Source organism: Mesorhizobium sp. M7A.F.Ca.CA.002.04.1.1 (assembly GCF_004022805.1).
Lineage (GTDB): Bacteria > Pseudomonadota > Alphaproteobacteria > Rhizobiales > Rhizobiaceae > Mesorhizobium > Mesorhizobium ciceri.
This window is the reverse complement of record NZ_RZPL01000014.1, coordinates 1-20,681: the sequence shown is the minus strand read 5'-3', so window position 1 is coordinate 20,681 and position 20,681 is coordinate 1. Positions and strand designations below refer to the sequence as shown.

Sequence of the window (20,681 nt, the reverse complement as noted above, 5' to 3'; positions counted from 1 at the left end):
TAGCCGGTCGGCATAGGCGCCGGACAGGAGCTGCTTCAGGGGCACCGGGACATGGTCCTGGTCGCCGACATAGCGGTCGCGGTCGCGGTAAGCCAGGCGTCCGGCCTCGATCTCCAGATGCAGGCGTTCGGCGCCATTGGGGTCGAGCCCGCCAAGCTCGAAGCCCGACAGCAAATTGAGCATCAAAAGCGCCGTCAGCCCCTGATTGTTCGGCGGCATCTGGTGGATCTCATGGCCGCCATAGGAGGTGCTGACCGGCGCCACATAGTCGCCTCTGGTCGCGGCAAAATCCTCGGCCGTATGAAGTCCGCCCAATTCGTTGAGCCGGCTCACCATATCGTCGGCGACCGCGCCTTCGTAGAAACCGGACCGGCCGTGTTTGGCGATGATGCGCAAGGTCGCCGCCAGTTCCGGCTGCCGATGGACGTCACCCGCCTTCGGCGCCCTGCCGCCGGGCAGGAAGATGCGCGCGGCATGCTCGTCGGCCGACAGGTCGGTCTCCGGCTCGGCCCAGTCGAAGGCGACGCGGTCGTGCACGACATAGCCGTTCTCGGCATAGTGAATGGCCGGCGTCAGCGCCTCGGCAAGGCCCTTGCGGCCATGGTCTTCGAGCAGGCGGCTCCAGGCGTCGACGGCGCCGGGTACGGTGACCGCATGCGGACCCTGCAGCGGGATGCGGTCGAAGCCTTTTTCGAGATACCAGCCGACCGTCGCCCTGGCCGGCGCTCGCCCCGAGCCGTTGAAGGCCAGCACATTGCCTTGTCCTCCGGGAGAATAAAGCACGAAGCAGTCGCCACCGATGCCCGTCGATTGCGGCTCGACCACACCCTGCACGGCGGCGGCGCAGACCGCGGCGTCCATGGCATTGCCGCCGGAGCGCAGCATGTCGATGGCCGCAAGCGTTGCAAGCGGATGCGAGGTCGCGGCAACCGCCTCGGTGGCACGAACCGGCGAGCGGCCGGGAAACTGGAAATCACGCATTCTGTCTGAATATCCCCTAGTCACTTCTGCAAATTGGTCGCTTCTGCGAATTGATCTGGTGAAATCAATGCCGCCGGCCGAGCCGAGCAGCACGCAGGCGCCGGTGACGATGAAGGCGACCTTGAAGGTGGTGATGAAGGTCTTGATGTAGGAGGCCTGCTCGAAGAATCGCGCATAATTGGCGGCGCTGAAGCCGCCCGCTTCGTCGAACAGCGACAGCCAGAACAGCCAGCCGATCGGCACGATGATGATGGCGAAGACCAGAAGCAGGCTTGGCGACAACAGCGCCAGCAGCCGTAGTGATTCACGCCGGGCGTCGGCGTGAAGTCCCTGCGTGTTGAGCTCCCGGCCTGCGGCGCTGCCGATCTCTTCCATGAGGGCGGGCTGCGCGCTCATCAGTCTGCCGCCACCAGGATCGTGTCCTGCGCATCGAGACCGAATGAGACTGGCTGGCCGGGCGCCGGCATTTTGGCCAGCACATCGCTGCGGCAATAGTCGCGCAAAGTCAGCTGGCGGCCGTCGCGCAACGCCGCGTAGCAGACGAAGCTGTCGCCCTGATAGATGATGTCGCTGACTTTCGCCTCGAGCACGTTGACGCCGCTTGTCGGTTCGGCGTCTGCCAGGAGCCGCAGCTTTTCCGGCCGCACCACCATCAGGTGCTGGCCAGCTGCCGGCACTGGTGCCGCGGTATGGATTCTCCGGTCCTCGTACCAGACGGAGCCGTTGCGGCACTCGACCGGAATGAAATTCGATTCGCCGATGAAGCCGGCTACAAATCGCGTTTGCGGCCTGGCGTAGAGGGTTTCAGGCTTGTCGAGCTGTTCGATGCGCCCGGCGTTCATGACCGCGATGCGGTCGGACATGGTGATGGCTTCGCGCTGGTCGTGCGTGACATAGACGGTGGTCATGCCGAGCCGGCGATGCAGGGCGCGCAGCTCGATCTGCATGTGCTCGCGCAGGCCCTTGTCGAGCGCCGACAAGGGTTCGTCCATCAGCACGATGCGCGGCTCGAAGACGATGGCGCGTGCCAGCGCCACACGCTGTCGCTGGCCGCCGGAAAGCTGGTCGACCCGGCGTTCGCCCAGGCCCTGCAATTTCACCAGATCGAGCGCCTTCTCGACACGTTCGGCCGTCTCGGCGGCGGCGACGCCGCGCTGCTTCAGCGGAAAGGCGATGTTGTGGAAGACGTTCATGTGCGGAAACAGCGCGTAGTTCTGGAACACCATGCCGATGTTGCGCTTGTGCGGCGGCGTGGTGATGATCTCGTCGCCGCCGACCTTGATCGAGCCGGCATTGGCCCGCACGAAACCGGCCAGGATCATCAGCAGCGTCGTCTTGCCGGAACCGGAAGGGCCGAGCAGCGTCAGGAATTCGCCGGCCTCGACATCGAGGTTAAGGTCGCGCAGCACCGGGACGCTGCCAAATCGTTTCTCGATCCCGCGCATGCCGATGGGCAACGCGGATGGCGCAATGGACAAGATTTTTCGCTCCTTAGCCGCAGAGAACAGGTGGCGAGGCAGTGGCTGGTTACGCTGCCCGCCGTAAGCTTGTGTCCGCGGCCTATTGCTGGACCAGATTGTTGAACTTCTCCGTCGCCTCGACCAGATTGTCGCGCCAGAACTCGGCGTCCTGCAGCACCTGTTTCTTGACGTTTTCGGGCGCCGAATTGATGTCCTTGATCCTGTCCTGCGGGATCTTGCCGGTCTCGAAAGCCTTCTCGTTTACTGGGCCATTGTCGACGTAGAGCGGCAGATTGGCCTGCAGCTGCGGGCTGACGAACATCGCAAGCGCCTTCATCGCGGCTTCCTTGTTCTTGGCACCCTTGGGGATGACCATGCAGTCGGCGGTCAGCACGCCCTGGTCGAAGGAGAAGCTGACCGGCGCGCCTTCCTTCTTCAAGGTGCCGGCACGGCCGTTCCAGATGCTCGCCATGTCGACTTCGCCATCCTTGACCAATTGCATGGCCTGAGCGCCGGAGGTCCACCAGGCGTCGACATGGCCACGGATCTTGTCGACGGATTTCAGCGCGCCGTCGACATCCACGGGATAGACCTTGTCGATCGGCAGGCCCGAGGCGAGAGCCGCGACGCTCAGCGTTTCGGTCGCCTGGCTGCCGCTCAACGCGCGCCGTCCCGGAAACTTTTCCACGTTCCAGAAGTCGGCCCAGGTCTTGGGGCCTTTGTCGCCGAACACATCGGTCCGGTAGATCAGCACGACGGAGGTGTAGGAAATGCCGACCCAGTCATCATGGACAAGCTTCGGATTGATGCCGCTCTTGTCGATAATGCCGTAGTCGAGCTTCTCGAACAGCCCTTCCTTCGAGCCGCGTGCGCATTCGTCGGCGCCAAGCTCGGTGATGTCCCATTTCACCGCATTGCCGGTTACCTGCAGCCGTACGTCGTCGAGGCCGTTGGTGGTGTCCTCCTTGATGGTGATGCCGAGCGCGTCGGCGGTCGGCTTGAAGAACGCCTTGGTCTGCGCTTCCTGGTAGGTGCCGCCCCACGAGGCGACGGTGATGGTGTCGCCCGCCATTGCGGGGGCCGCGAGGGAGGCCATGAGGCCCGCCATCGCAACGATACTAACGCTTCTGGTCCTGTTCATTTTTTCGGCTCTCCACCGGTGTTCCCATTGTTTTTGATTTCGCATTCTATTTTGTATACAATTTTGAGTGTAGCTTGGGGATCAGCGATGTCAACACCGATCGGCGCGCCTGGGGCCGTCAACCCGGGCTGGGAGATGGGGCGCCGGGGCGTGGCAAACCGCGCCGACTTTGAATACAGCTATGCATGAGAACATATGCCGGCGGAAAGACCGGAGAACTGGAAACGGAACTTGGCCAAGGAAACCAAAAACACGCTGCGCGACTCGGTCTATTCCGCGCTCAAGGCGATGATCGTGACCGGCCAGATTCCGCCGGGCTCACGCGTCACCGAAAACGACATCGCGGCGAAGCTGACTGTCAGCCGCACCCCGGTGCGCGAGGCCTTCAACCGCCTCGAGCGCGACGGCCTGGTCACCGGCCGGCCGCGCCAGGGCTATGTCGTCACCGAGTTCGACATCAACATGTTCCGCGAGGCCTTCGAGATCCGCGAACTGCTCGACGGCCACGCGACGGCACTGGCCGCCGCTGCTGCGACGGAACAGGACAAGGCGCGGCTGCGTGCCATGCTGGCCGAATGCGAGCGGCTGGCCGCCATTCCGGAGCGCACCACGCGCGAAAAATTCCAGGAGCTCGAAGTCGGCATCGACCTGCACCGCGTCATCGCCGAAATCAGCGGCAATGCGATGCTGCATGGCATGCTGTGCGGCATCCTCGACAAGTGCCAGCACTATGTCTGGACCGAACTGTTGTGGCTCGACGAATGGAAGATCGCCCGCGACGAGCATGCCGAGATCGTCGAGGCGATCTGCGCCGGCGATGCCGCCCGAGCCGGCACGCTGGCCCGCGCCCACGTAAGGGGCTCGCGCGACAATGTGCTGCGCCTGCTGCAGGCGAAATCGGACTACCAGAGTTTTCTGGCCAAGGCGTCCTGAGCGGCGCTGGCGGCGGCGTCAGATGGTCCGAGCGGCCATGGATATTGCTATCGACAGCACTACTATATGTCTCACGAACTGCGACGAGGACGGTCCAGTGCTTCCCTCGACAGGGCTCGATCGGTTGAGCGCATTTTCGGATGGCGTGTTCGCCGTCCTCATCACGGTGCTGGTCCTCGACTTGCGCCCGCCGGAGTTGCCGACGTTCAAGGCGCTTCTGGAGCTCTGGCCGACATGGCTGAGCTACAGCGTCAGCTATCTCTTCATCGCCATCGTCTGGGCGAACCATCATCATCTGTTACGCCACGCCAGGGAGGCGACAGCCAGCCTGATGTGGTACAATTTCGCGCATCTGTTCTCGGTTTCGCTGCTGCCGCTGGCGACCGCGTGGATGGCGGTCAGCGAGCTGGCGCCGCAGCCGGTCGCCTTCTACGCCGCCGTCTTCTTCCTGGTGAACCTGACCTACATTCTTCTGATCCGCGAACTCATCGACCCGATGCCGGAGAACGCGGTTCCGCTCGCGGTGCGCAAGCGCATGCGCATCCGGTCGCTCGCGACGCTCTGCCTATTCGCGCTGGCGGGGCTGGTCGCCCTGAAATATCCAGTCGCGGGCTTGGCGATCTGTTGCTGCTGCTTGGCCGTCTATCTCAGGCCGGAAGCGCCGGGGGCAGGCAAAAGCTCGGGCAAAGGCTGAATTCTCGCACCCGACGCGTTGGACGGCTTCAGCCCTTGCGCTCCTGAAGGCTGTTGCCGCCATCGACCACCAGCAGGGCGCCGTTGACATAGCTGGCGCCTTCCGAGGCCAGGAACACGACCGCGGCGGCCACCTCATCCGGTCGCCCGGCCCGCGCCGGCGGCGTATTCAGGGCGGCTTGCCGCTCCATCTCGCTCGACGACCCTGTTTCGATCCAGCCGGGAGCCACGGCGTTGGCCGTGATGCCGTTTTTCGCCACTTCGAGCGCCAGCGTGCGTGTCAGGCCGACCATGCCGGCCTTGGCGGCGGAATAGGCTGATGTGCCTTCGAAAGACACCAGCGGTCCGGTGACCGACGCCACATTGACGATACGCCCATAGCCCGCTTCGACCATCGCCGGCAGAAACGCCTTGGTGACGAGGAATGCCGTCTTCAGGCTGACGTCGATCCCCTGATCCCAGTCGGCCTCGGTCATGGCGAGAAACGCCTTGTCGACCGATGGCGATGCCAGCGAGCCCATGCCGGCATTGTTGACCAGGATGCCGACCGCGCCGACATCAGCCCGCAACCGCGCGACATCGGCAGCGATGGTGAGATCGGCGACCACGGCCTTGGCGTCGATGCCTTCTGCACGGAGCTCAACGGCGCGATCGAGCACACGCCCACTGGCACCGGTGAGAAAAACGGCATGGCCGGCATGGCCGAGCTGGCGGGCAATGGCGAAGCCGATGCCGTCGGCCGCTCCGGTCCCGGTGATAAGTGCTCGCTTGGTGGTAGTGATGGATGTCAATTCAGGCTCCGTTGGTTCCGCCTGCCGTGCGCGGTCGAACGCCAGCGGTCACAATCGTCGAACCATATAATCCATGGGGTACATAGCGCGCCTATTTTTCCTGTTAAATCGCATGCAGCGCGTCGACGGTATGGAAACCCGAAACACGTTCCATCATGGAAATTCAGTCCGACCAGCTCGCGGCTGTGAAAAAGAAGTAGGGGGAAATAGTCCTAGGTTGTGACAGGCTTCGGCAAGGTGAGCCAAGGTGGACGCTTGAGGTGGACCCGACTGCCGCCGACACTTATCTTGCGATCATACCGGGCTGAGAACTCGGAAATGAGCATGAGCGCCGCGAAGTAGGCTTCCGTCGCATAGCGGATTGTCCATTTCGTACCCAGACCGTACCGTCCTTCCATCATCTCGCGTGAATTGGGGAGCTTCTTTAGGAGGCCGCGGTTGATGCCGGAACAATGCGGAAGCGCGTCGTCGTAAAGGTAAAAAAGGTCGTGGGTTTCACGATACTTTCTGCCTGTCTTTTGAAGAATGAATGCCTTTATCGTCCGTTCGATTGCCATCTGCATCGACCACATTGCAGCGCCCCTTGCGGTATCACTATCAGTAAGCAGACCTATTGCCGCGTTTTGAAGATCAGAAAGAACCCCATCAATCAATTCCGTGATTTCATGATCCGGCGCGGTCACTCCCATCGTGTTCATTCTGATCCTGCGCAAGGCGGTGGCCACCGCCGTCGTCCTCGTTTTCAGTTTTCGGCTTTCCGTCAGGTCTATCTTCGCGAGGTTGGGCGGGTTTACGAGCCAGTCGGTGGGCGTCTCGCCCTGTTCAATGCCAAGGGGGAAATGAAGCCAAACGGTTTCACCAGGTGTCCCCGGCGTGGTGCGTGTTAGTGGAACGCGGATTTCAATCGGGACATGCCGAACAAGCACTACGCCCGACGCAAAACCCTCCCCGCTACTCTGATCAAAAGCACTTCCGTAGGTATCGCGATACCATGTCTCAATATGGTGGAAGATCACCGCAAACCATGGTTTCCCTGCAAAATCCTCCTTCGTGTCGCCCCGAATGTCCAGAATGCTTTCTAGAACGAACTTGATTGAAGCCCTAAGCGGACGTTGCCAAAGTGGGAGCTCCTCCACCTGAAGCTCCAAGTCGATTAGCTGCATATGCTCGGCAATAGCTTCTTCAAGCGTCACTTAGGACCTCCGGTCGTGCGGAACAATTATATGATGGAGAAGGAAGTAACGGACAGGTCGACGCTTTTCCCATAGATGTTCGAAAATTGCGGATTGTTGCCCCGTCGCCGCGTTCCCATGTTCCGGCACTCAAACCGGAGACAATGAAATGCCGAAGTCAACAATCAGTGCCGCCCTTTTACAAGAGCACCTTCACGGTGGCGGGTCGGTCTATGAAGAGGGGCAGAAAGCCTGTCGACGCCACGTCCCGCTGCGCAAATGCCCCTATACGGATAGCGGTCGCCGTGAAAGGTGGATGAAGGGCTGGCACGATGAACAGGCTGAGTTCATGACCAGCTAGGTCGTCCGCATGAGATCTATGAGGTCTGCCGAACTTGAACTGAAGCGCAAGGAGTATTTCAGTCCTCCCGGTTCGCCCATGCGATCATTTCGTCCGTCACTTGAACCGGTCGGGACTGATAGAGCTTTGAGATTGTTACGAACCGATCAAGGACCTTTTGGTCAACATCCGCGTCCACGTCAAAATCTCGTTTGAGCCGTTCTTTGGTTTCCCGCCAGACCTTCAAGGCGTAACCTGCCAAATCCTCCTTGATCGAAATCTTGAAGGGGTCTTTGATGTCTTCAGGTATCTCGCGAAACTGCGCCCAGCGCCGATTGTAGCCTTCATTGTCACGGACGGGACTTCCAAACTCCTGCTCGATCCTTTGCCTTGCAGCCTCTTTTCCTTTATTCGTAGCGGCTCTTAGTTTCCTGATTTCGGGCATCGTCATGTCGAAAAGGAAAGTGTCATCCATTTCCTTTTTGATGTCCGAAAAATCGACCTTCTGTCCAAGGGTGTTGTGCTGCGTGACAAGATCATCATAGAGCTTCCAATGATCATTCCACTTTCCTGCAACCCCGATACGCCCCGCCTTCACCTTTCCAAGTATAACTTCCCGCGTGTAGATCGAAACGATATCGCGCAAGCGTTCAATGAGGTCAGCGGCTTCTTTCTGCTTGTCCTCCCAAAGCTCCGCTTCAAAGCCCAGCCCTTTGAAGCGTTTGAAGCGCGAAACGTTGGCGTAGAGAAAGCTGAGAAAGCCAAGGCCAAAGACTGCGGCGGCTTCTGTCACTTTTTCCTGATAGATCAATGTCAGGCTCGCGCCGAGCAGGGCCAAGCCGACGATCACAAACAAGACCCGTTCCCAATTCGTAACGAACCACTTCCCAAAGGGTTTAAGCATTGCCTTGATTGATCCCCGCGCCTTCTTGCATAGATGGCGGGAAGATCGGCAATGCGCAACTGCTACCCGTTCCGTGAGGCTGCCCGAGAATGGCTTCCTCACGGTTTGTCACCCTCGATGAGAGTAGGACAGCCAGTGAACCGCATATGAATTAGTGGGAGTATCCGTGGGGCTTTGAGCCCCATTCCGGGATTTTTACGGCTTTTTGTTCCCCTCTAGGCTGTTGAAGGCAACATAGAAAAGGTCGGAAATCCCAACGGTCTCATATAATTGTTTGGCGCGCCCGAAGAGATTCGAACTCCTGACCCCCAGATTCGTAGTCTGGTGCTCTATCCAGCTGAGCTACGGGCGCGCAACAGGCCATGCTTTCCATGACCCCGCAATCCGATCGTAAACGACCGGTCGCGACGAGACGTGTTCCCTAGCGACTGAATTTCGGAAAAGCAAGCCGATCCGGCAAAAGTTTTGTCACAAGTGCCTTGGTTGGTGATGAAGGCTGGGATTCCGGCAGATGGCAACGGTCCGAAGTTGAGCCGGTTCCTGCTCATTGGAAGAAGCATCGGGCCAGAGGACAAGAGGGCCGGGCGACCCGGCGCTCTAAACCGTCACGCCGGGCGGCGCAGGCCGTTGCGGGCCTGGTCGAGCCGGACCGGCTGGTCGGGGATGGTGACGGCGAATGTGGTGCGCCCGCCAATGCTCTCGACCAGCTCGACCGTGCCGCCATGCGCGCGGATCAGTTCGTGCGCGATCGCCAGGCCAAGGCCGGTGCCGCCGCTGCGCGCCGAGCCGCGAAAGGCCGCGAACAGGTTTTCCCGCGCCTTGGGCGGCAGGCCGGGGCCGGTGTCGCTGACGGCGATGCGGCTGACGCTGCCCAGGCGCACGGCCGACACCGCCAGGCGGCGCACCAGGGCGCTTTCACTGTCGGTCGCCATCGCTTGCACGGAATTCCGGCACAGATTGGTCAGCACCCTGAACAACTGGTCGGAATCGGCATCGACCTCGAAGGCCGGCTCGACCGAATTGACGAACTCGATGCCTTGCTCAATGTCCAGCAGGCCGTGCACGTCCTCGACCAGTTGCCGCAGCCTCAGGCGTCGGCGCGCCGGCGGCGGCTCCTGCGTGCGGCCGTAGTGAAGCACGCCTTCGGAATAAGACACGGCGCGGTCGAGCGCGCGCAGCAGTTTCGGCGCGAAGGCCTGCACCGTCGGATCCTTGACCTGACGCAAGCGGTCCGACATCAGCTGCGCCGAAGCCAGGATGTTGCGCATGTCATGGTTGATCTTGGAAACCGCCAGGCCGAGATCGGCAAGATGCTTCTGCTCGGAGAGCATTTTTTGCAGCCGTTCCTGCATCTGCGACAGCTCGCGCTCGGCAACGCCGATCTCGTCGGCGCGGGCAGCCGGATGGATGATCCGCCCGGGATCGTCGGGCGCCTCGGAGAAGGACAGCATCGAGCGCGTCATCGTCCGGATCGGCCCGATCATGATCAGGTCGATGGCGGCGTAGACCAGCATGGCGGTGAACAGCGAGATCAGCAGCGAGACGAAGGCGACGTTGCGCGAATAGCGCAGCATCGCGTTGCGCAGGCTGTTGTCGGGCATGATCAGCTCGAACTCCTTGTCGGATTCGCCGACCGGACCGAAGACGCGCAGCATACGGTCGCCGCCGAAAAACAACGTGTCGAGCGCACCGGTCATGCCCTTGATCATGCCGATCGAGGCGATATCGATGTGTTCGTCGACCTTCGGCGGCATTTCGGCCACCACCAGCAGCCGCGAGACGCCTCCGTCGCGCACCGCGATCGCCTTGGCGCCGATCGCCATCAGCACGTCGTTCTGCGCCGTGCGCGACAGCGAGGTGGGTTCACCCTGCACCAGCACGATCGACACCGCCGCCGCCGTGCTCAGCCGCTCCTTCAGCCAGTTCAGCCGGTAGCTGGCGATCCAGGGCAGGAAGATCAGCACTTCGGCCAGCAGCACGAAGACGATGGTCAGCAGCAGCAGCTTGGTCGACAGGCCGCGCGACAGCGGCACCGTGCGCACGCTGGCCGGCGCCTCGGTGGACCCCGCCGTGCCGATCCCTTCCTGTGCCTGTATGGTTTCGCTCATGCGGCTAATGTCTTCACGATCACTTGATCAACGCAGATTAGGCGATTACGGCTTTTTTGCCAATTTCATCCTTGGTCGCAAACATAAACCGGCCTGAATGGCGAAGCTTTCGGCCCGACGACTCCGGATTGACTTCCAAAAGCCTTCTTTCTATAAGCCCGCACACGCTCGGGCCATTCGTCCCGGCGCGGTTTCGATCGCGCCAAAGCCGGCTCGGCAAAGCTCCTGTTACACAGTGACAGAATCAAGAAGGGCCGCACCCCGCGGTATTAAAACAAATGAAGCGTACCTACCAACCGTCCAAACTCGTCCGCAAACGTCGGCACGGCTTTCGTGCCCGCATGGCCACCAAGGGTGGTCGCGGCGTCGTCGCAGCTCGCCGCAACCGCGGTCGCAAGCGGCTCAGCGCCTGAACGGAAGACGAGATCGTTGCCCGCATCCGGCAAGCCAGTGGGACCAAATCCCAAGCGGCTTCTGAAGCGCGCGGAATTCCTGGCTGTCCGTCGTGGTGAAAAACGACGCGGGCGGCTTTTTCTCGTCGAAGTTCTCGACCGCGGCGACGGCCTGTCGCCGCGCGTCGGCTACACCGTCACCAAGAAGGTCGGCAATGCGGTTGTCCGCAACCGCGTCCGGCGGCGGCTGCGAGAAGCCGTCCGTACGCACGCCGCAAGTGACATGGCGCCTGGCAATGACTATGTCATCGTCGGGCGCGAAGACGTGCTTACCACTCCGTTCGGCCAGTTGAAGGCCGAACTCTCCCGCCGACTGCGCGGAACACGATAGGCCAAGGGCTTTCGATGGAAAACAACCGGAACTTCTTCATCACCATCGCGCTGTCGGTGCTGATCCTGGCGGTATGGCAATATTTTTATGTGTTGCCGCGCAGCGAAGCGCAGCGCGAGGCCGCCCGCGTCGAACAGCAGCGCGTCGAGGAGCAGAAGAAGGCCGCCGGCACCAATCCCGGTACCGACACCGGAACGCCCGCCGCCCCTGGCGCCATTCCCAACGCACCCGGCACCGATGCCGTCACGCCGGCCGGCCGCGAACAGGCGCTCGCCACGACGACCCGCGCGAAGATCGACACGCCGAGCCTTGAGGGTTCGATCAACCTGACCGGTGCCCGTCTCGACGACCTCAAGCTCAAGCACTACACCGAGACGGTCGACAAGAACTCGCCCGAGATCAGCCTGCTCAACCCGGCGGCACTGCCCAATGGCTACTATGCCGAGATCGGCTTCGTCGGCAACGACAAGACCGGCGCGGTGCCCGGTCCCGAAACAGTGTGGGCTATCGACGGCAATGCGACACTGACGCCGACGACCCCGGTCACGCTGACCTATTCGAACGACAAGGGCCTGACCTTCAAGCGCACCTTTTCCGTCGACACCAACTACATGTTCACGGTGTCCGACACGGTGCAGAATGCCGGCACGGCCGCCGTCTCGCTGTCCAATTACGGCCGCGTCACCCGCTTCGACAAGCCGCTCGTTGCCAGCACCTATGTGCTGCATGAGGGCCTGATCGGCTTCACCGGCACGGAAGGCCTGCAGGAACACAAATACGCGTCCATCGAGAAGGACAAGCAGTTCACGCCGGGCAAGTCGACCGACGGCTGGCTCGGCATCACCGACAAATACTGGGCGGTGACGCTGGTGCCGACCGAGAAGCAGCCGTTCCAGCCGCGCTATGCCTATTTCGAGGACGGCCGCCATCGCTACCAGTCCGACTTCCTCACCGACCCGATCACCGTCGATGCCGGCCAGTCGGCGACGGTGGAGAGCGAGATCTTCGCGGGCGCCAAGGAAGTCGGCAAGATCAACGCCTATGCGGAAGACCGTCATATCAAGCGGTTCGACCTTTTGATCGACTGGGGCTGGTTCCACTTCATCACCAAGCCGATGTTCTGGCTGATCGACACGCTCTACAAATTCTTCGGCAATTTCGGCCTGGCCATTCTCGCCACCACCGTCATCGTCAAGGCCATCTTCTATCCGCTCGCCAACAAGTCGTACGCGTCGATGGCGAACATGAAGAAGGTGCAGCCGAAAATGCTCGAGATCCGCGAGAAATACGCGGACGACAAGATGAAGCAGCAGCAGGCGATGATGGAGCTGTACAAGACCGAGAAGATCAACCCGCTTGCCGGCTGCTGGCCGGTGGCACTGCAGATCCCGGTCTTCTTCTCGCTCTACAAGGTGCTCTACATCACCATCGAAATGCGGCACGCGCCGTTCTTCGGCTGGATCCAGGATCTGGCCGCGCCCGATCCGACGTCGCTGTTCAACCTGTTCGGCCTGATCCCGGTCACCCTGCCGCACATGCTGATGATCGGCGTCTGGCCGCTGATCATGGGCGTCACCATGTTCCTGCAGATGCGCATGAACCCGACGCCGCCGGATCCGACGCAGGCTGCGATCTTCACCTGGATGCCTGTCATCTTCACCTTCATGATGGCGGGTTTCCCGGCCGGCCTGGTCATCTACTGGGCCTGGAACAACACGCTGTCGATCCTCCAGCAGGGCATCATCATGAAGCGCCAGGGTGCCAAGATCGAGCTGTGGGACAATCTGGTCGCGCTGTTCCGAAAGAAACCATCACCGGCCGAATAGAAGGCGCAGCGCTTTCTCCAGCCTTCAAAGCCCCGCCTCGCGCGGGGCTTTTCGTTTAAGCAGCTCCGGCATCACGTTCCCGTGATCGGCGAAACTTGCGCCCCCTCGGCGGCGTGACTGCCTGTGCGTTTCCAAAGGCTATCAATTCCGATCAGCCCTCACACGGAGGAAGACCACATGCGCTTGCCGTCATTCAGGATCATCGCCCTTTCCGCACTCGTCGCCGGCGTGGCGATTGCCGCGCCCGCCTATGCCAAGAACCCGAATGTCGGCGGCGCGCCGATGTACACAACCAAGAACATCGTCGAGAACGCCGTCAATTCGAAGGACCACACGACGCTGGTCGCCGCGGTCAAGGCCGCCGGCCTGGTCGACACGCTGCAGGGCGCTGGCCCGTTCACAGTCTTTGCCCCGACCAACGCGGCGTTTGCGAAACTGCCCAAGGGCACCGTCGACACGCTGCTGAAGCCGGAGAACAAGGGCAAGCTCACCAAGGTGCTGACCGCGCATGTCGTGGCCGGCAAGATTTCGGGCGCCGAGATGATGAAGAAGGCCAAGGCGATGGGCGGCAAATACGAGATGAAGACCGTCTCCGGTGACACGCTGACCGCCGAAGTCAAGAAGGGCAAGCTCTACATCATGGATGAGTCAGGCGGCGAGGCGCGAGTGACGATCGCCGACGTCAACCAGTCGAACGGCGTCATCCATGTCGTCAACAAGGTGCTGTTGCCGAAGTAACGAACGGCTTCCGGCAAAGGGGATCAAGACAGGTCCGTTGGGGCTTTCTCGGGCCTGCCATCCCCGCCTCATGACGAGGTGCCATGTTTCTTGGGAAGTCGTATCGGCATTGGCCGGGGTCCTGTCCCTCACAGGACCCCGGTTTCTTTTTGGCTGTTGCCTGTGCAGCCGGATAAGTTTCGAGCGTCGTCACTCCATCACGGCGCTGTGGTCGATCTTGGCCGGAGTCGCCGGCTTGCGCAGCAACAGAACCAGCGGAATGGCGGCAAGCGACAGGATCATCATCAGCTTGAAGTCGTTCATATAGCTGATGATCGTGGCCTGCAGCGTGACCACGCCGTCGAGCGCGGCGCGGCCCGCGGCGCTGTAGGGATCCATTGCCTGGAAGATCGCCGGATTGCTGAACGCCTGGTTGTAGGGCGTCACATAGGTGGCGATATTGGCGTGGTTGACCTGCACGTTCTGCGTCAACAGCGCGGTGACCACCGATATGCCGACGCTGGAGCCGATGTTTCGGGACAGATTGTACAGTCCGGTGCCTTCCGCGCGCCGCTCCGGCGCCAGCGTGGCGAAGGTGATGGTGGTCAGCGGCACGAACAGGAAACCCAGGCCCGCGCCCTGGATGAAGCCGGTGCTGATGATCGTCCATTGCGAGACATCAGGGGTCCAGCCGGTCATGTCGTACATCGCCCAGGCGGTGACCAGCAGGCCGGTTAGAAGCAGCCAGCGCGTGTCCACCTTGCCGATCAGCCTGCCGACCAGGAACATGCAAGCCATGGTGCCGAGACCGCGCGGCCCCATGACGATGCCGGCCGTCACCACCGGATAGCCCATCAGGGTCTGCAGATAGGGCGTCATCAGGGCCAGCGAGGCCAGATAGGTGATGCCGATGATGAAGATGAAGATCATGCCGACGGCGAAATTCCTGTCGAGGAACAGCCGCGGGTTCACGAAGGTGTTTTTGGCGGTGAAGGTGTGGACGAGGAAGATGTAGAAGGCCGACGCGCAGATCAGCGCCTCGACGATGATCTCGGACGACGAGAACCAGTTGAGCTGCTCGCCGCGATCGAGGAACATCTGCAGCGACGCGATGGTGACGCTGAGCATGCCGAAGCCCAGCCAGTCCAGCCTGGCCTTGAGGTCCGTCTTGGTTTCCTGGACGAACATCGAGACGCCGGCGAAAGCCAGCGCGCCGATCGGTACGTTGATGTAGAACACCCAGCGCCAGCTGACATTCTCGGTCAGCCAGCCGCCGATGACCGGCCCGAGCACCGGCCCGACCATCACCGAAACGCCGAACAGCGCCATCGCCGAGCCGCGCTCCTCGACGCTGTAGATGTCGAGCAGGATGCTCTGCGCCAGCGGCACCAGGGCTGCGCCGAACAGGCCTTGCAGCAGGCGGAAGCCGACGATCTGCGGCAGCGACTGCGCGAAGCCGCACAGCACCGACGCGACGACGAAGCCGGTGATCGAGATCAGCAGGATGCGCTTGCGGCCGAAGCGATTGGCAAGATAGCCCGAAGGCGGCGTCATGACGGCTGCCGCGACGATGTAGGACGTCAGCACCCAGTTTATCTGGTCGGCGCTGGCCGAAACGCTGCCCTGGATATAGGGCAGCGCCACATTGGCGATGGTGGTGTCCAGCGCCTGCATGATCACGGCCAGGATCACGCAGGCGGTGATGGCGCCGCGATTGGCGACCACGCCACCTGTCGCGGACGCGCCGGTCATGACTTTTGTCCGAACCGACCGAGGAGGTCCGTCACGAAGTCCGGCAGGCCGCGCGCATGGCCGGTATCGATGCCGACCACGACGCTCATCCCGCCGCGCAGCGGCGGCTTGCCCTGGAGATCGTCCACCGTCACGCGCATCGGAATGCGTTGCACGACCTTGACCCAGTTGCCGGTGGTGTTCTGCGCCGGAAGCAGCGAGAAGCTCGACGACGACGCCGGGCTGATCGAGGCGACCCTGCCGTGCCAGACGGCACCGGGATAGCTGTCGACGCTGATCGTCGCCGTCTGTCCCGGCCGCACATAGGTCAGTTCGGTTTCCTTAGGCTCCGCCGCGATCCACAGATCGGTCGCCGAAATCAGGCTGAACGCCGGCTGCGAAGCCGGCAGGTACTTGCCGACCTGAAGCGCGTCGACATTGGTGACGATGCCGTCGAATGGCGCCTTGACGATGGAATCGGCAAGGTTGCGCTGGGCGTCGTCCACCGCCGACTGCGCCTGGAGATAGAACGGGTTCTTCTCCACCGGCTGGCTGGCGTCGCCGCCGAGCTGGGCAAGCGTCGCCTGTGCCTGCGCTTGGGCAACGGACACTTTCTGGCGGGCGGCGACGAGGTCGTGCTGGGCGCTGTCGAAGGTCGCCTTCGAGGAGGTGGAGGTCTTGAGCAGATCCTGCTGGCGTTGGAAAGCGGCCTCGTAATAGGGGATGTCGGCCTGCGCCTGCTCGATCAGCGCCTGCGACTGCTGGTAGCTCGCCTGCAAGGTCAGCACCTGGTTGCGCACTGTGCCGAGCTGCGCCTGGGCGGCGGCAAGAGCGGTTTCGAAAGAGGCCGACCGCAACCGGAAAAGCACCTGGTCCTTCTTCACCGCCTCGTTCTCGTGCACGTCGATCTCGGACACAGTGCCGGAGACATCGGTGGAAACGCCGAGCGACTGCGCCTGGATGTAGGCATTGTCGGTCGTCATGACCTGGCCGCCGATGACGTAGTAATAGCCGCCGACGACCAGCGCGAACGGAAGCAGGGCAAACAGGATCGGCCGTGCCCGGCCGCGCTTGGGCTTGACCGGCGCCGGAGGCGCCACCGCAACCCCGGCCTGGCGTGGCTCCTTGGACGGAGCCTCGAGCGCCGCCGGCTCCAGGGCGACCGGTGATTCGAGCTCGTCATTGTCGATGACGGTGCTGGCTCGCCTTTGCTCGCGTTCGCTGTCCAGCCGGATGACCTGGTCGCGCGCCCGGTCGGCGGCGGATCCGTCTTCTTCGACAGGCTTCTTTGGTGAGGTTGATTCAGCCATGTGTTTTCTCCCGGTCGGCGGCAGGCTGGGCGCAAGCCGCGAGCAGATTGGATTTGATGAGGGATAGGGTTTGCAGCAGATGCAGTTGCGCATCCGCGGAAAGGCCGACAAAGGCCTCGTCACGCGTCTTCCGCCCATTGCCGCGCATGATTTCGATCAGCGGATGGGCTTGCGGCTTCAGGTACAGCAGCCATGCCCGGCGGTCAGCGGGATCGGGCCGGCGCTCGATGAAGCCGCTTGCTTCCATCTTGTCGAGCAGCCGGGCGAGCGTGATCGGCGTGATCTCGATCAGGTCCGCCAGTTTGTTCTGGTGGATGCCTTCATGCAGGCTGAGATAGGCCAGCACCTGCCACTGGGCGCGGGTCAGCCCCGATGCCCGCGACCTCTGCTCGAACCGCTTTCGAAGCAGGCGCGCGACATCGTGCAGCACGAAGCTGATGTTGGGTGACGATGGCATGGGAGGTACTGGAGTTTTTCGGCGCGACTGTTAGTGAGCATGCTTATTATCATCATGCACATAATCTTGCTGGACGCGGTGCGCAAGACGGACTAAGCCCGCCTGGAAAAAATGACGCATGGGCTGCGACCCACCCAAAGGCTCAGGTAGCGGGCTGTTGCCGGGCAAGGATACGACGATGAATTGGCTGAAGATCGCGACCGTGGCGGCCATTGCAGGATGGCCGGGCATTGCGCTCGCAAAGGGCGCCGTCAGTTGCGGCGGCGCCGCCATGCTGGGTGGCGCGCAATTGAACTGCAGCCACGTCGAACCCCAGGCGCCGCCTCAGTTTTGCACCTATAGCTGGGCTCTCCACATGCCGGCCGGCGACCAGAAAATCGTCGAAGGCAGCTTCATGCTGCCGCCCGGCGCCACGAATGTCACCGTCTATCAGGGCAGCGGTTTCGACAGTGCGCTGTCCGATCCGATCGTGATTTGCCGCGGCAGCAAATGAGCAAGGCCGTCAAGGAAAGCTCGCTCGTCACCCGATTGGTGCTATAGGGCGGACCACGCTATTTTGAACGGGCGCATTCGAGTTTCGGATGCACCTGGCGGCCATTTCTCTGACGGATTTCGACATGGACGGACCCAACCCAGACATCAAGCACCCGATCCCGATGCATACCCGCGTCGGCTTCCTCAAGGGACTGGTGAACGCGCCAAACATCGAGATCGGCGACTTCACCTATTATGACGACCCCGACGGGCCGGACAAATTCGCCGAGAAATGCGTCCTGCATCACTATCCGTTCATAGGCGACAAGCTGATCATCGGCAGGTTCTGCGCCATCGCCGAGGGCGCGCGCTTCATCATGAACGGCGCCAACCACGCCATGTCCGGCTTTTCGACCTATCCGTTCAATATTTTCGGCCATGGCTGGGAAAAGGGTTTTAACCCGGCGACCTGGTCGAAGGAGGTGCGCGGCGACACCATCGTCGGCAACGACGTCTGGATCGGGATGGAGGCGGTGATCCTGCCCGGGGTGGAAATCGGCCACGGCGCCATCGTCGCTGCGAAATCGGTGGTGACGCACGACGTGCCGCCCTATGCGATCGTCGCCGGCAACGCGGCCAAGGTGGTAAAGATGCGTTTCGACGACCGGACAATCAGGCGGCTGCTGGCGGTGGCGTGGTGGGACTGGCCGGTAGACAAGGTCAGCCGCAACCTCGATGCTATCCGGGGTGTCAATATTTCTCTTCTGGAGGCAGCAGCTTGAACGCTCTGAACAGCAGCATAATCGGCACCGAACTGTTTACGCGAGGGTGGATCTTCATCCGCGGCGTGCCGGCGATGAAGTTCCTGCCACCGGAAGGGCCGCCGGAAATCGCCTTTGCCGGCCGCTCGAATGTCGGCAAGTCGTCGCTGATCAATGCGCTGGTCAACCAGAAGGGGCTGGCGCGCACTTCCAACACGCCGGGGCGCACGCAGGAGCTCAACTATTTCGTGCCGGATGGATTTTCGGGCGAGGGCGCCGACCTGCCACCCTTGGCGCTGGTCGACATGCCCGGCTACGGCTACGCCACCGCGCCCAAGGAGAAGGTCGACGAGTGGACCAAGCTGGTCTTCGATTACCTCAAGGGCCGGGTCACGCTGAAACGCGTCTATGTGCTGATCGACGCCCGTCATGGCATCAAGGCCAAGGACGACGAAGTGCTGTCGCTGCTCGACAAGGCGGCGGTGTCCTATCAGATCGTGCTGACCAAGACCGACAAGATCAAGACTGCCGGCGTGCCGAGGCTGATCGAGGAGACGCTGGCAAAGATCAAGAAGCGGCCGGCGGCGTTCCCGTTCGTGCTGGCCACCTCTTCTGAAAAGGCCGAGGGCCTTCAGGAATTGCAGGCAGCCATCGTGCTTGCCGCCAATGGCGGCTAAAGCATCCGCACCTTAGAGCAATTCTAGGAAAAGTGTGAAGCGGTTTTCCGTCCAGAATTGCGTCTAAACAAAGAGTTAGAGCATGGTCTGGCTAGGGCTTGGCCTCGATAGCAATCGTCTGATGGCCTTCTTCCGCCACAAGCCTTTCGGTGCCGTAGGCCTTCAGGAACATGCTGACGCCTGACCTGACGATGTGGTCGATCTCGTCCTGGGTCGGGGCCTTGGTGCGGTAGGCGAAGATGCACTGGCGGAACAGACCGGCCAGGCACAGTTCGGTGAACTGATAGGCGGCAAGATCGACATCGTCGATGCGCAGCAGGTCGCGCTCGATGGCGGCATTGAGAAAGGCCGCGACCTTGTCGTGGCCACGCTTGGGACCGCGCTCGTAAAAACGCGCGCCCATGTCGGGGATCCGGTCTGATGCCCCGATCACCGTGCGCTGCGCTTGGACGACCTTGGCCGACGTGATCTTGAGAGCCAGCACCTTGCCGAACTTCACCAGCGTCTCGCGCAGGTTGTCGGCATTGTCCAGCACGTCATACATGTTCTTGAAGATGGTGCCGCGCTCTTCCTCGATCAGCGCCTCGAACAGCTCTTCCTTGTTGGCGAAGTAGACGTAGATCGTACCCTTGGAGACGCCGGCCTCGCGGGTGATGTCGTTCATCGAGGCGGCTTCGAAGCCCTTGTCGATGAAGACACGACGGGCGCCGTCGATGATCTGGCTGCGCTTGGCCGGATCCTGCCCCGCGGCCGGGCGGCCACGGCGCAAGCTTTCCAACAGGTCGTCACACGACTCGTTTTCGACATTGGGCGGGGTCTCGGCCATGAAAGTCACACCTCGAAAATAATTCGAACCAAGCGGTTCGATTGCCCTTGATATGGTCCTCTTTACGCGCTATGTCAACGGCCGGATCGAACCGAACGGTTCAATATTATATTATAACTTTAGAGAGATGTCATGTCCTCGAACGCGCCGACCACTGCTGAAGTCCGTCCCTTCCCCAACGCCAAGGTTGCGCCAGCGACGGAAGCACCGGAAGTACCTGTCCAGCCCGTCTCGTCGCCGCCGGCAGAGGCTCCGGCCAGGAAGAAGCGTTCGGTGCGTTCCTTCCTGCTGCCGGTCATCGGTGTTGCCTTGCTGGGCGCCGGCGCCTGGTATGGGTACGACTACTGGACAACGGGCCGCTTCATGATCTCGACGGACGATGCCTATGTCCAGGCGGACATGGCGTTCATCTCGCCCAAGATTTCCGGCTATGTCGATCAGGTCAAGGTCAGCGAGAACCAGCTGGTCAAGGCCGGCGATCCGCTGCTCGTCGTCGATGACGGCGATTACAAGATTGCCGTCGCCCAGGCCGAGGCGCAGATCGCCACCTTGAGCAAGACGCTCGACCGTATCGACGCCCAGACCGACGCGGCCCG

General features: G+C 61.8%; 21 protein-coding genes and 1 tRNA gene. 10 read left to right on the top strand and 12 right to left on the bottom strand.

Features of this window, described 5'->3' with window-relative positions; translation table 11 throughout:
- The 3 genes from ENZ75_RS01700 to ENZ75_RS01690 form a co-directional block, all read right to left on the bottom strand.
- Positions 1-1,377: gamma-glutamyltransferase (locus tag ENZ75_RS01700; protein WP_245481121.1), on the bottom strand; the 1,377-nt coding region annotated here is incomplete at its 3' end.
- On the bottom strand, positions 1,377-2,459 hold the full coding sequence (locus ENZ75_RS01695) for an ABC transporter ATP-binding protein (RefSeq protein WP_063169709.1): 1,083 nt from the start codon (positions 2,457-2,459) through the stop codon (positions 1,377-1,379). The genes ENZ75_RS01700 and ENZ75_RS01695, both read right to left, overlap by 1 nt.
- An 82-nt stretch (positions 2,460-2,541) precedes the next feature.
- A complete protein-coding gene (locus tag ENZ75_RS01690; protein WP_024502105.1) occupies positions 2,542-3,582 on the bottom strand; it encodes an ABC transporter substrate-binding protein in 1,041 nt (346 codons plus the stop codon).
- A 231-nt stretch (positions 3,583-3,813) separates the two neighbouring features.
- Here ENZ75_RS01690 and ENZ75_RS01680 point away from each other — a divergent pair, with 231 nt between their 5' ends.
- Both ENZ75_RS01680 and ENZ75_RS01675 read left to right on the top strand, forming a co-directional pair.
- Entirely contained in the window at positions 3,814-4,515 is a 702-nt protein-coding gene (locus tag ENZ75_RS01680; RefSeq protein WP_164745804.1) for a GntR family transcriptional regulator, read from the top strand.
- A gap of 124 nt (positions 4,516-4,639) precedes the next feature.
- Positions 4,640-5,209, top strand: a complete 570-nt coding sequence (locus ENZ75_RS01675) for a TMEM175 family protein (protein ID WP_027161123.1) — start codon at positions 4,640-4,642, stop codon at positions 5,207-5,209.
- Between the two features lie 28 nt (positions 5,210-5,237).
- Here the strand turns inward: ENZ75_RS01675 and ENZ75_RS01670 are convergent, their stop codons facing one another.
- The 5 genes from ENZ75_RS01670 to ENZ75_RS01650 form a co-directional block, all read right to left on the bottom strand.
- A complete protein-coding gene (locus ENZ75_RS01670; protein ID WP_063169710.1) occupies positions 5,238-5,999 on the bottom strand; it encodes an SDR family NAD(P)-dependent oxidoreductase in 762 nt (253 codons plus the stop codon).
- A gap of 212 nt (positions 6,000-6,211) precedes the next feature.
- Positions 6,212-7,192 carry a hypothetical protein gene (locus ENZ75_RS01665; RefSeq protein ID WP_127224210.1) on the bottom strand — a complete coding sequence of 327 codons (981 nt, stop codon included), beginning with the start codon at positions 7,190-7,192 and terminating at the stop codon, positions 6,212-6,214.
- 398 nt (positions 7,193-7,590) lie between these two features.
- Positions 7,591-8,367, bottom strand: coding sequence for a hypothetical protein (locus tag ENZ75_RS01660; RefSeq protein ID WP_127224211.1), 777 nt, complete (start codon positions 8,365-8,367; stop codon positions 7,591-7,593).
- Between the two features lie 323 nt (positions 8,368-8,690).
- A tRNA-Arg gene (locus ENZ75_RS01655) sits at positions 8,691-8,767 on the bottom strand.
- A 253-nt stretch (positions 8,768-9,020) separates the two neighbouring features.
- Positions 9,021-10,523, bottom strand: coding sequence for a HAMP domain-containing sensor histidine kinase (locus ENZ75_RS01650; RefSeq protein ID WP_027161119.1), 1,503 nt, complete (start codon positions 10,521-10,523; stop codon positions 9,021-9,023).
- Positions 10,524-10,801: 278 nt separating this feature from the next.
- Between ENZ75_RS01650 and rpmH the strand changes: the two genes are divergently transcribed.
- The 4 genes from rpmH to ENZ75_RS01625 all read left to right on the top strand — a co-directional run bounded on the left by rpmH (position 10,802) and on the right by ENZ75_RS01625 (position 13,870).
- Positions 10,802-10,936, top strand: a complete 135-nt coding sequence (rpmH, locus tag ENZ75_RS01640) for a 50S ribosomal protein L34 (protein ID WP_008833937.1) — start codon at positions 10,802-10,804, stop codon at positions 10,934-10,936.
- A gap of 16 nt (positions 10,937-10,952) precedes the next feature.
- Positions 10,953-11,306 carry a ribonuclease P protein component gene (rnpA, locus tag ENZ75_RS01635; RefSeq protein WP_013528505.1) on the top strand — a complete coding sequence of 118 codons (354 nt, stop codon included), beginning with the start codon at positions 10,953-10,955 and terminating at the stop codon, positions 11,304-11,306.
- A 14-nt stretch (positions 11,307-11,320) separates the two neighbouring features.
- Complete coding sequence (gene yidC / locus ENZ75_RS01630; RefSeq protein WP_063169714.1) at positions 11,321-13,132, top strand: membrane protein insertase YidC; 1,812 nt, start codon at positions 11,321-11,323, stop codon at positions 13,130-13,132.
- 177 nt (positions 13,133-13,309) lie between these two features.
- Positions 13,310-13,870 carry a fasciclin domain-containing protein gene (locus tag ENZ75_RS01625; protein ID WP_063169715.1) on the top strand — a complete coding sequence of 187 codons (561 nt, stop codon included), beginning with the start codon at positions 13,310-13,312 and terminating at the stop codon, positions 13,868-13,870.
- Positions 13,871-14,059: 189 nt separating this feature from the next.
- Here the strand turns inward: ENZ75_RS01625 and ENZ75_RS01620 are convergent, their stop codons facing one another.
- The 3 genes from ENZ75_RS01620 to ENZ75_RS01610 are packed head-to-tail and all read right to left on the bottom strand — an operon-like array spanning position 14,060 to position 17,347.
- Positions 14,060-15,601, bottom strand: coding sequence for a DHA2 family efflux MFS transporter permease subunit (locus tag ENZ75_RS01620; protein WP_063169716.1), 1,542 nt, complete (start codon positions 15,599-15,601; stop codon positions 14,060-14,062).
- On the bottom strand, positions 15,598-16,890 hold the full coding sequence (locus ENZ75_RS01615; RefSeq protein WP_082826616.1) for an HlyD family secretion protein: 1,293 nt from the start codon (positions 16,888-16,890) through the stop codon (positions 15,598-15,600). Before ENZ75_RS01615 ends, ENZ75_RS01620 begins: the two co-directional genes overlap by 4 nt.
- Complete coding sequence (locus ENZ75_RS01610; RefSeq protein WP_013528500.1) at positions 16,883-17,347, bottom strand: MarR family winged helix-turn-helix transcriptional regulator; 465 nt, start codon at positions 17,345-17,347, stop codon at positions 16,883-16,885. Before ENZ75_RS01610 ends, ENZ75_RS01615 begins: the two co-directional genes overlap by 8 nt.
- A gap of 178 nt (positions 17,348-17,525) precedes the next feature.
- Here ENZ75_RS01610 and ENZ75_RS01605 point away from each other — a divergent pair, with 178 nt between their 5' ends.
- From ENZ75_RS01605 to yihA, 3 genes are all read left to right on the top strand, one after another.
- Complete coding sequence (locus tag ENZ75_RS01605; protein ID WP_024502096.1) at positions 17,526-17,840, top strand: hypothetical protein; 315 nt, start codon at positions 17,526-17,528, stop codon at positions 17,838-17,840.
- Between the two features lie 124 nt (positions 17,841-17,964).
- On the top strand, positions 17,965-18,603 hold the full coding sequence (locus ENZ75_RS01600; protein ID WP_063170424.1) for a CatB-related O-acetyltransferase: 639 nt from the start codon (positions 17,965-17,967) through the stop codon (positions 18,601-18,603).
- Positions 18,600-19,259: a ribosome biogenesis GTP-binding protein YihA/YsxC gene (yihA, locus tag ENZ75_RS01595; protein ID WP_024502094.1), complete on the top strand. Its 660-nt coding sequence runs from the start codon at positions 18,600-18,602 to the stop codon at positions 19,257-19,259. The genes ENZ75_RS01600 and yihA overlap by 4 nt, the downstream gene beginning before the upstream one ends.
- Before the next feature lie 91 nt (positions 19,260-19,350).
- Here the strand turns inward: yihA and ENZ75_RS01590 are convergent, their stop codons facing one another.
- Positions 19,351-20,085, bottom strand: coding sequence for a TetR/AcrR family transcriptional regulator (locus ENZ75_RS01590; protein WP_013528496.1), 735 nt, complete (start codon positions 20,083-20,085; stop codon positions 19,351-19,353).
- Positions 20,086-20,217: 132 nt separating this feature from the next.
- Here ENZ75_RS01590 and ENZ75_RS01585 point away from each other — a divergent pair.
- Positions 20,218-20,681 (top strand): biotin/lipoyl-binding protein (locus ENZ75_RS01585; RefSeq protein ID WP_164887708.1); only part of this gene is annotated, 464 nt, incomplete at its 3' end.

Bases quoted from the DNA above. Each gene is read 5' to 3' on its own strand.
- ENZ75_RS01620 (WP_063169716.1), bottom strand. From the start codon at position 15,601: ATGACCGGCGCGTCCGCGACAGGTGGCGTGGTCGCCAATCGCGGCGCC.
- ENZ75_RS01625 (WP_063169715.1), top strand. From the start codon at position 13,310: ATGCGCTTGCCGTCATTCAGGATCATCGCCCTTTCCGCACTCGTCGCC.
- ENZ75_RS01605 (WP_024502096.1), top strand. From the start codon at position 17,526: ATGAATTGGCTGAAGATCGCGACCGTGGCGGCCATTGCAGGATGGCCG.
- ENZ75_RS01690 (WP_024502105.1), bottom strand. From the start codon at position 3,582: ATGAACAGGACCAGAAGCGTTAGTATCGTTGCGATGGCGGGCCTCATG.
- ENZ75_RS01600 (WP_063170424.1), top strand. From the start codon at position 17,965: ATGGACGGACCCAACCCAGACATCAAGCACCCGATCCCGATGCATACC.
- ENZ75_RS01590 (WP_013528496.1), bottom strand. From the start codon at position 20,085: ATGGCCGAGACCCCGCCCAATGTCGAAAACGAGTCGTGTGACGACCTG.
- yidC (WP_063169714.1), top strand. From the start codon at position 11,321: ATGGAAAACAACCGGAACTTCTTCATCACCATCGCGCTGTCGGTGCTG.
- ENZ75_RS01615 (WP_082826616.1), bottom strand. From the start codon at position 16,890: ATGGCTGAATCAACCTCACCAAAGAAGCCTGTCGAAGAAGACGGATCC.
- ENZ75_RS01610 (WP_013528500.1), bottom strand. From the start codon at position 17,347: ATGCCATCGTCACCCAACATCAGCTTCGTGCTGCACGATGTCGCGCGC.
- ENZ75_RS01650 (WP_027161119.1), bottom strand. From the start codon at position 10,523: ATGAGCGAAACCATACAGGCACAGGAAGGGATCGGCACGGCGGGGTCC.
- rpmH (WP_008833937.1), top strand. From the start codon at position 10,802: ATGAAGCGTACCTACCAACCGTCCAAACTCGTCCGCAAACGTCGGCAC.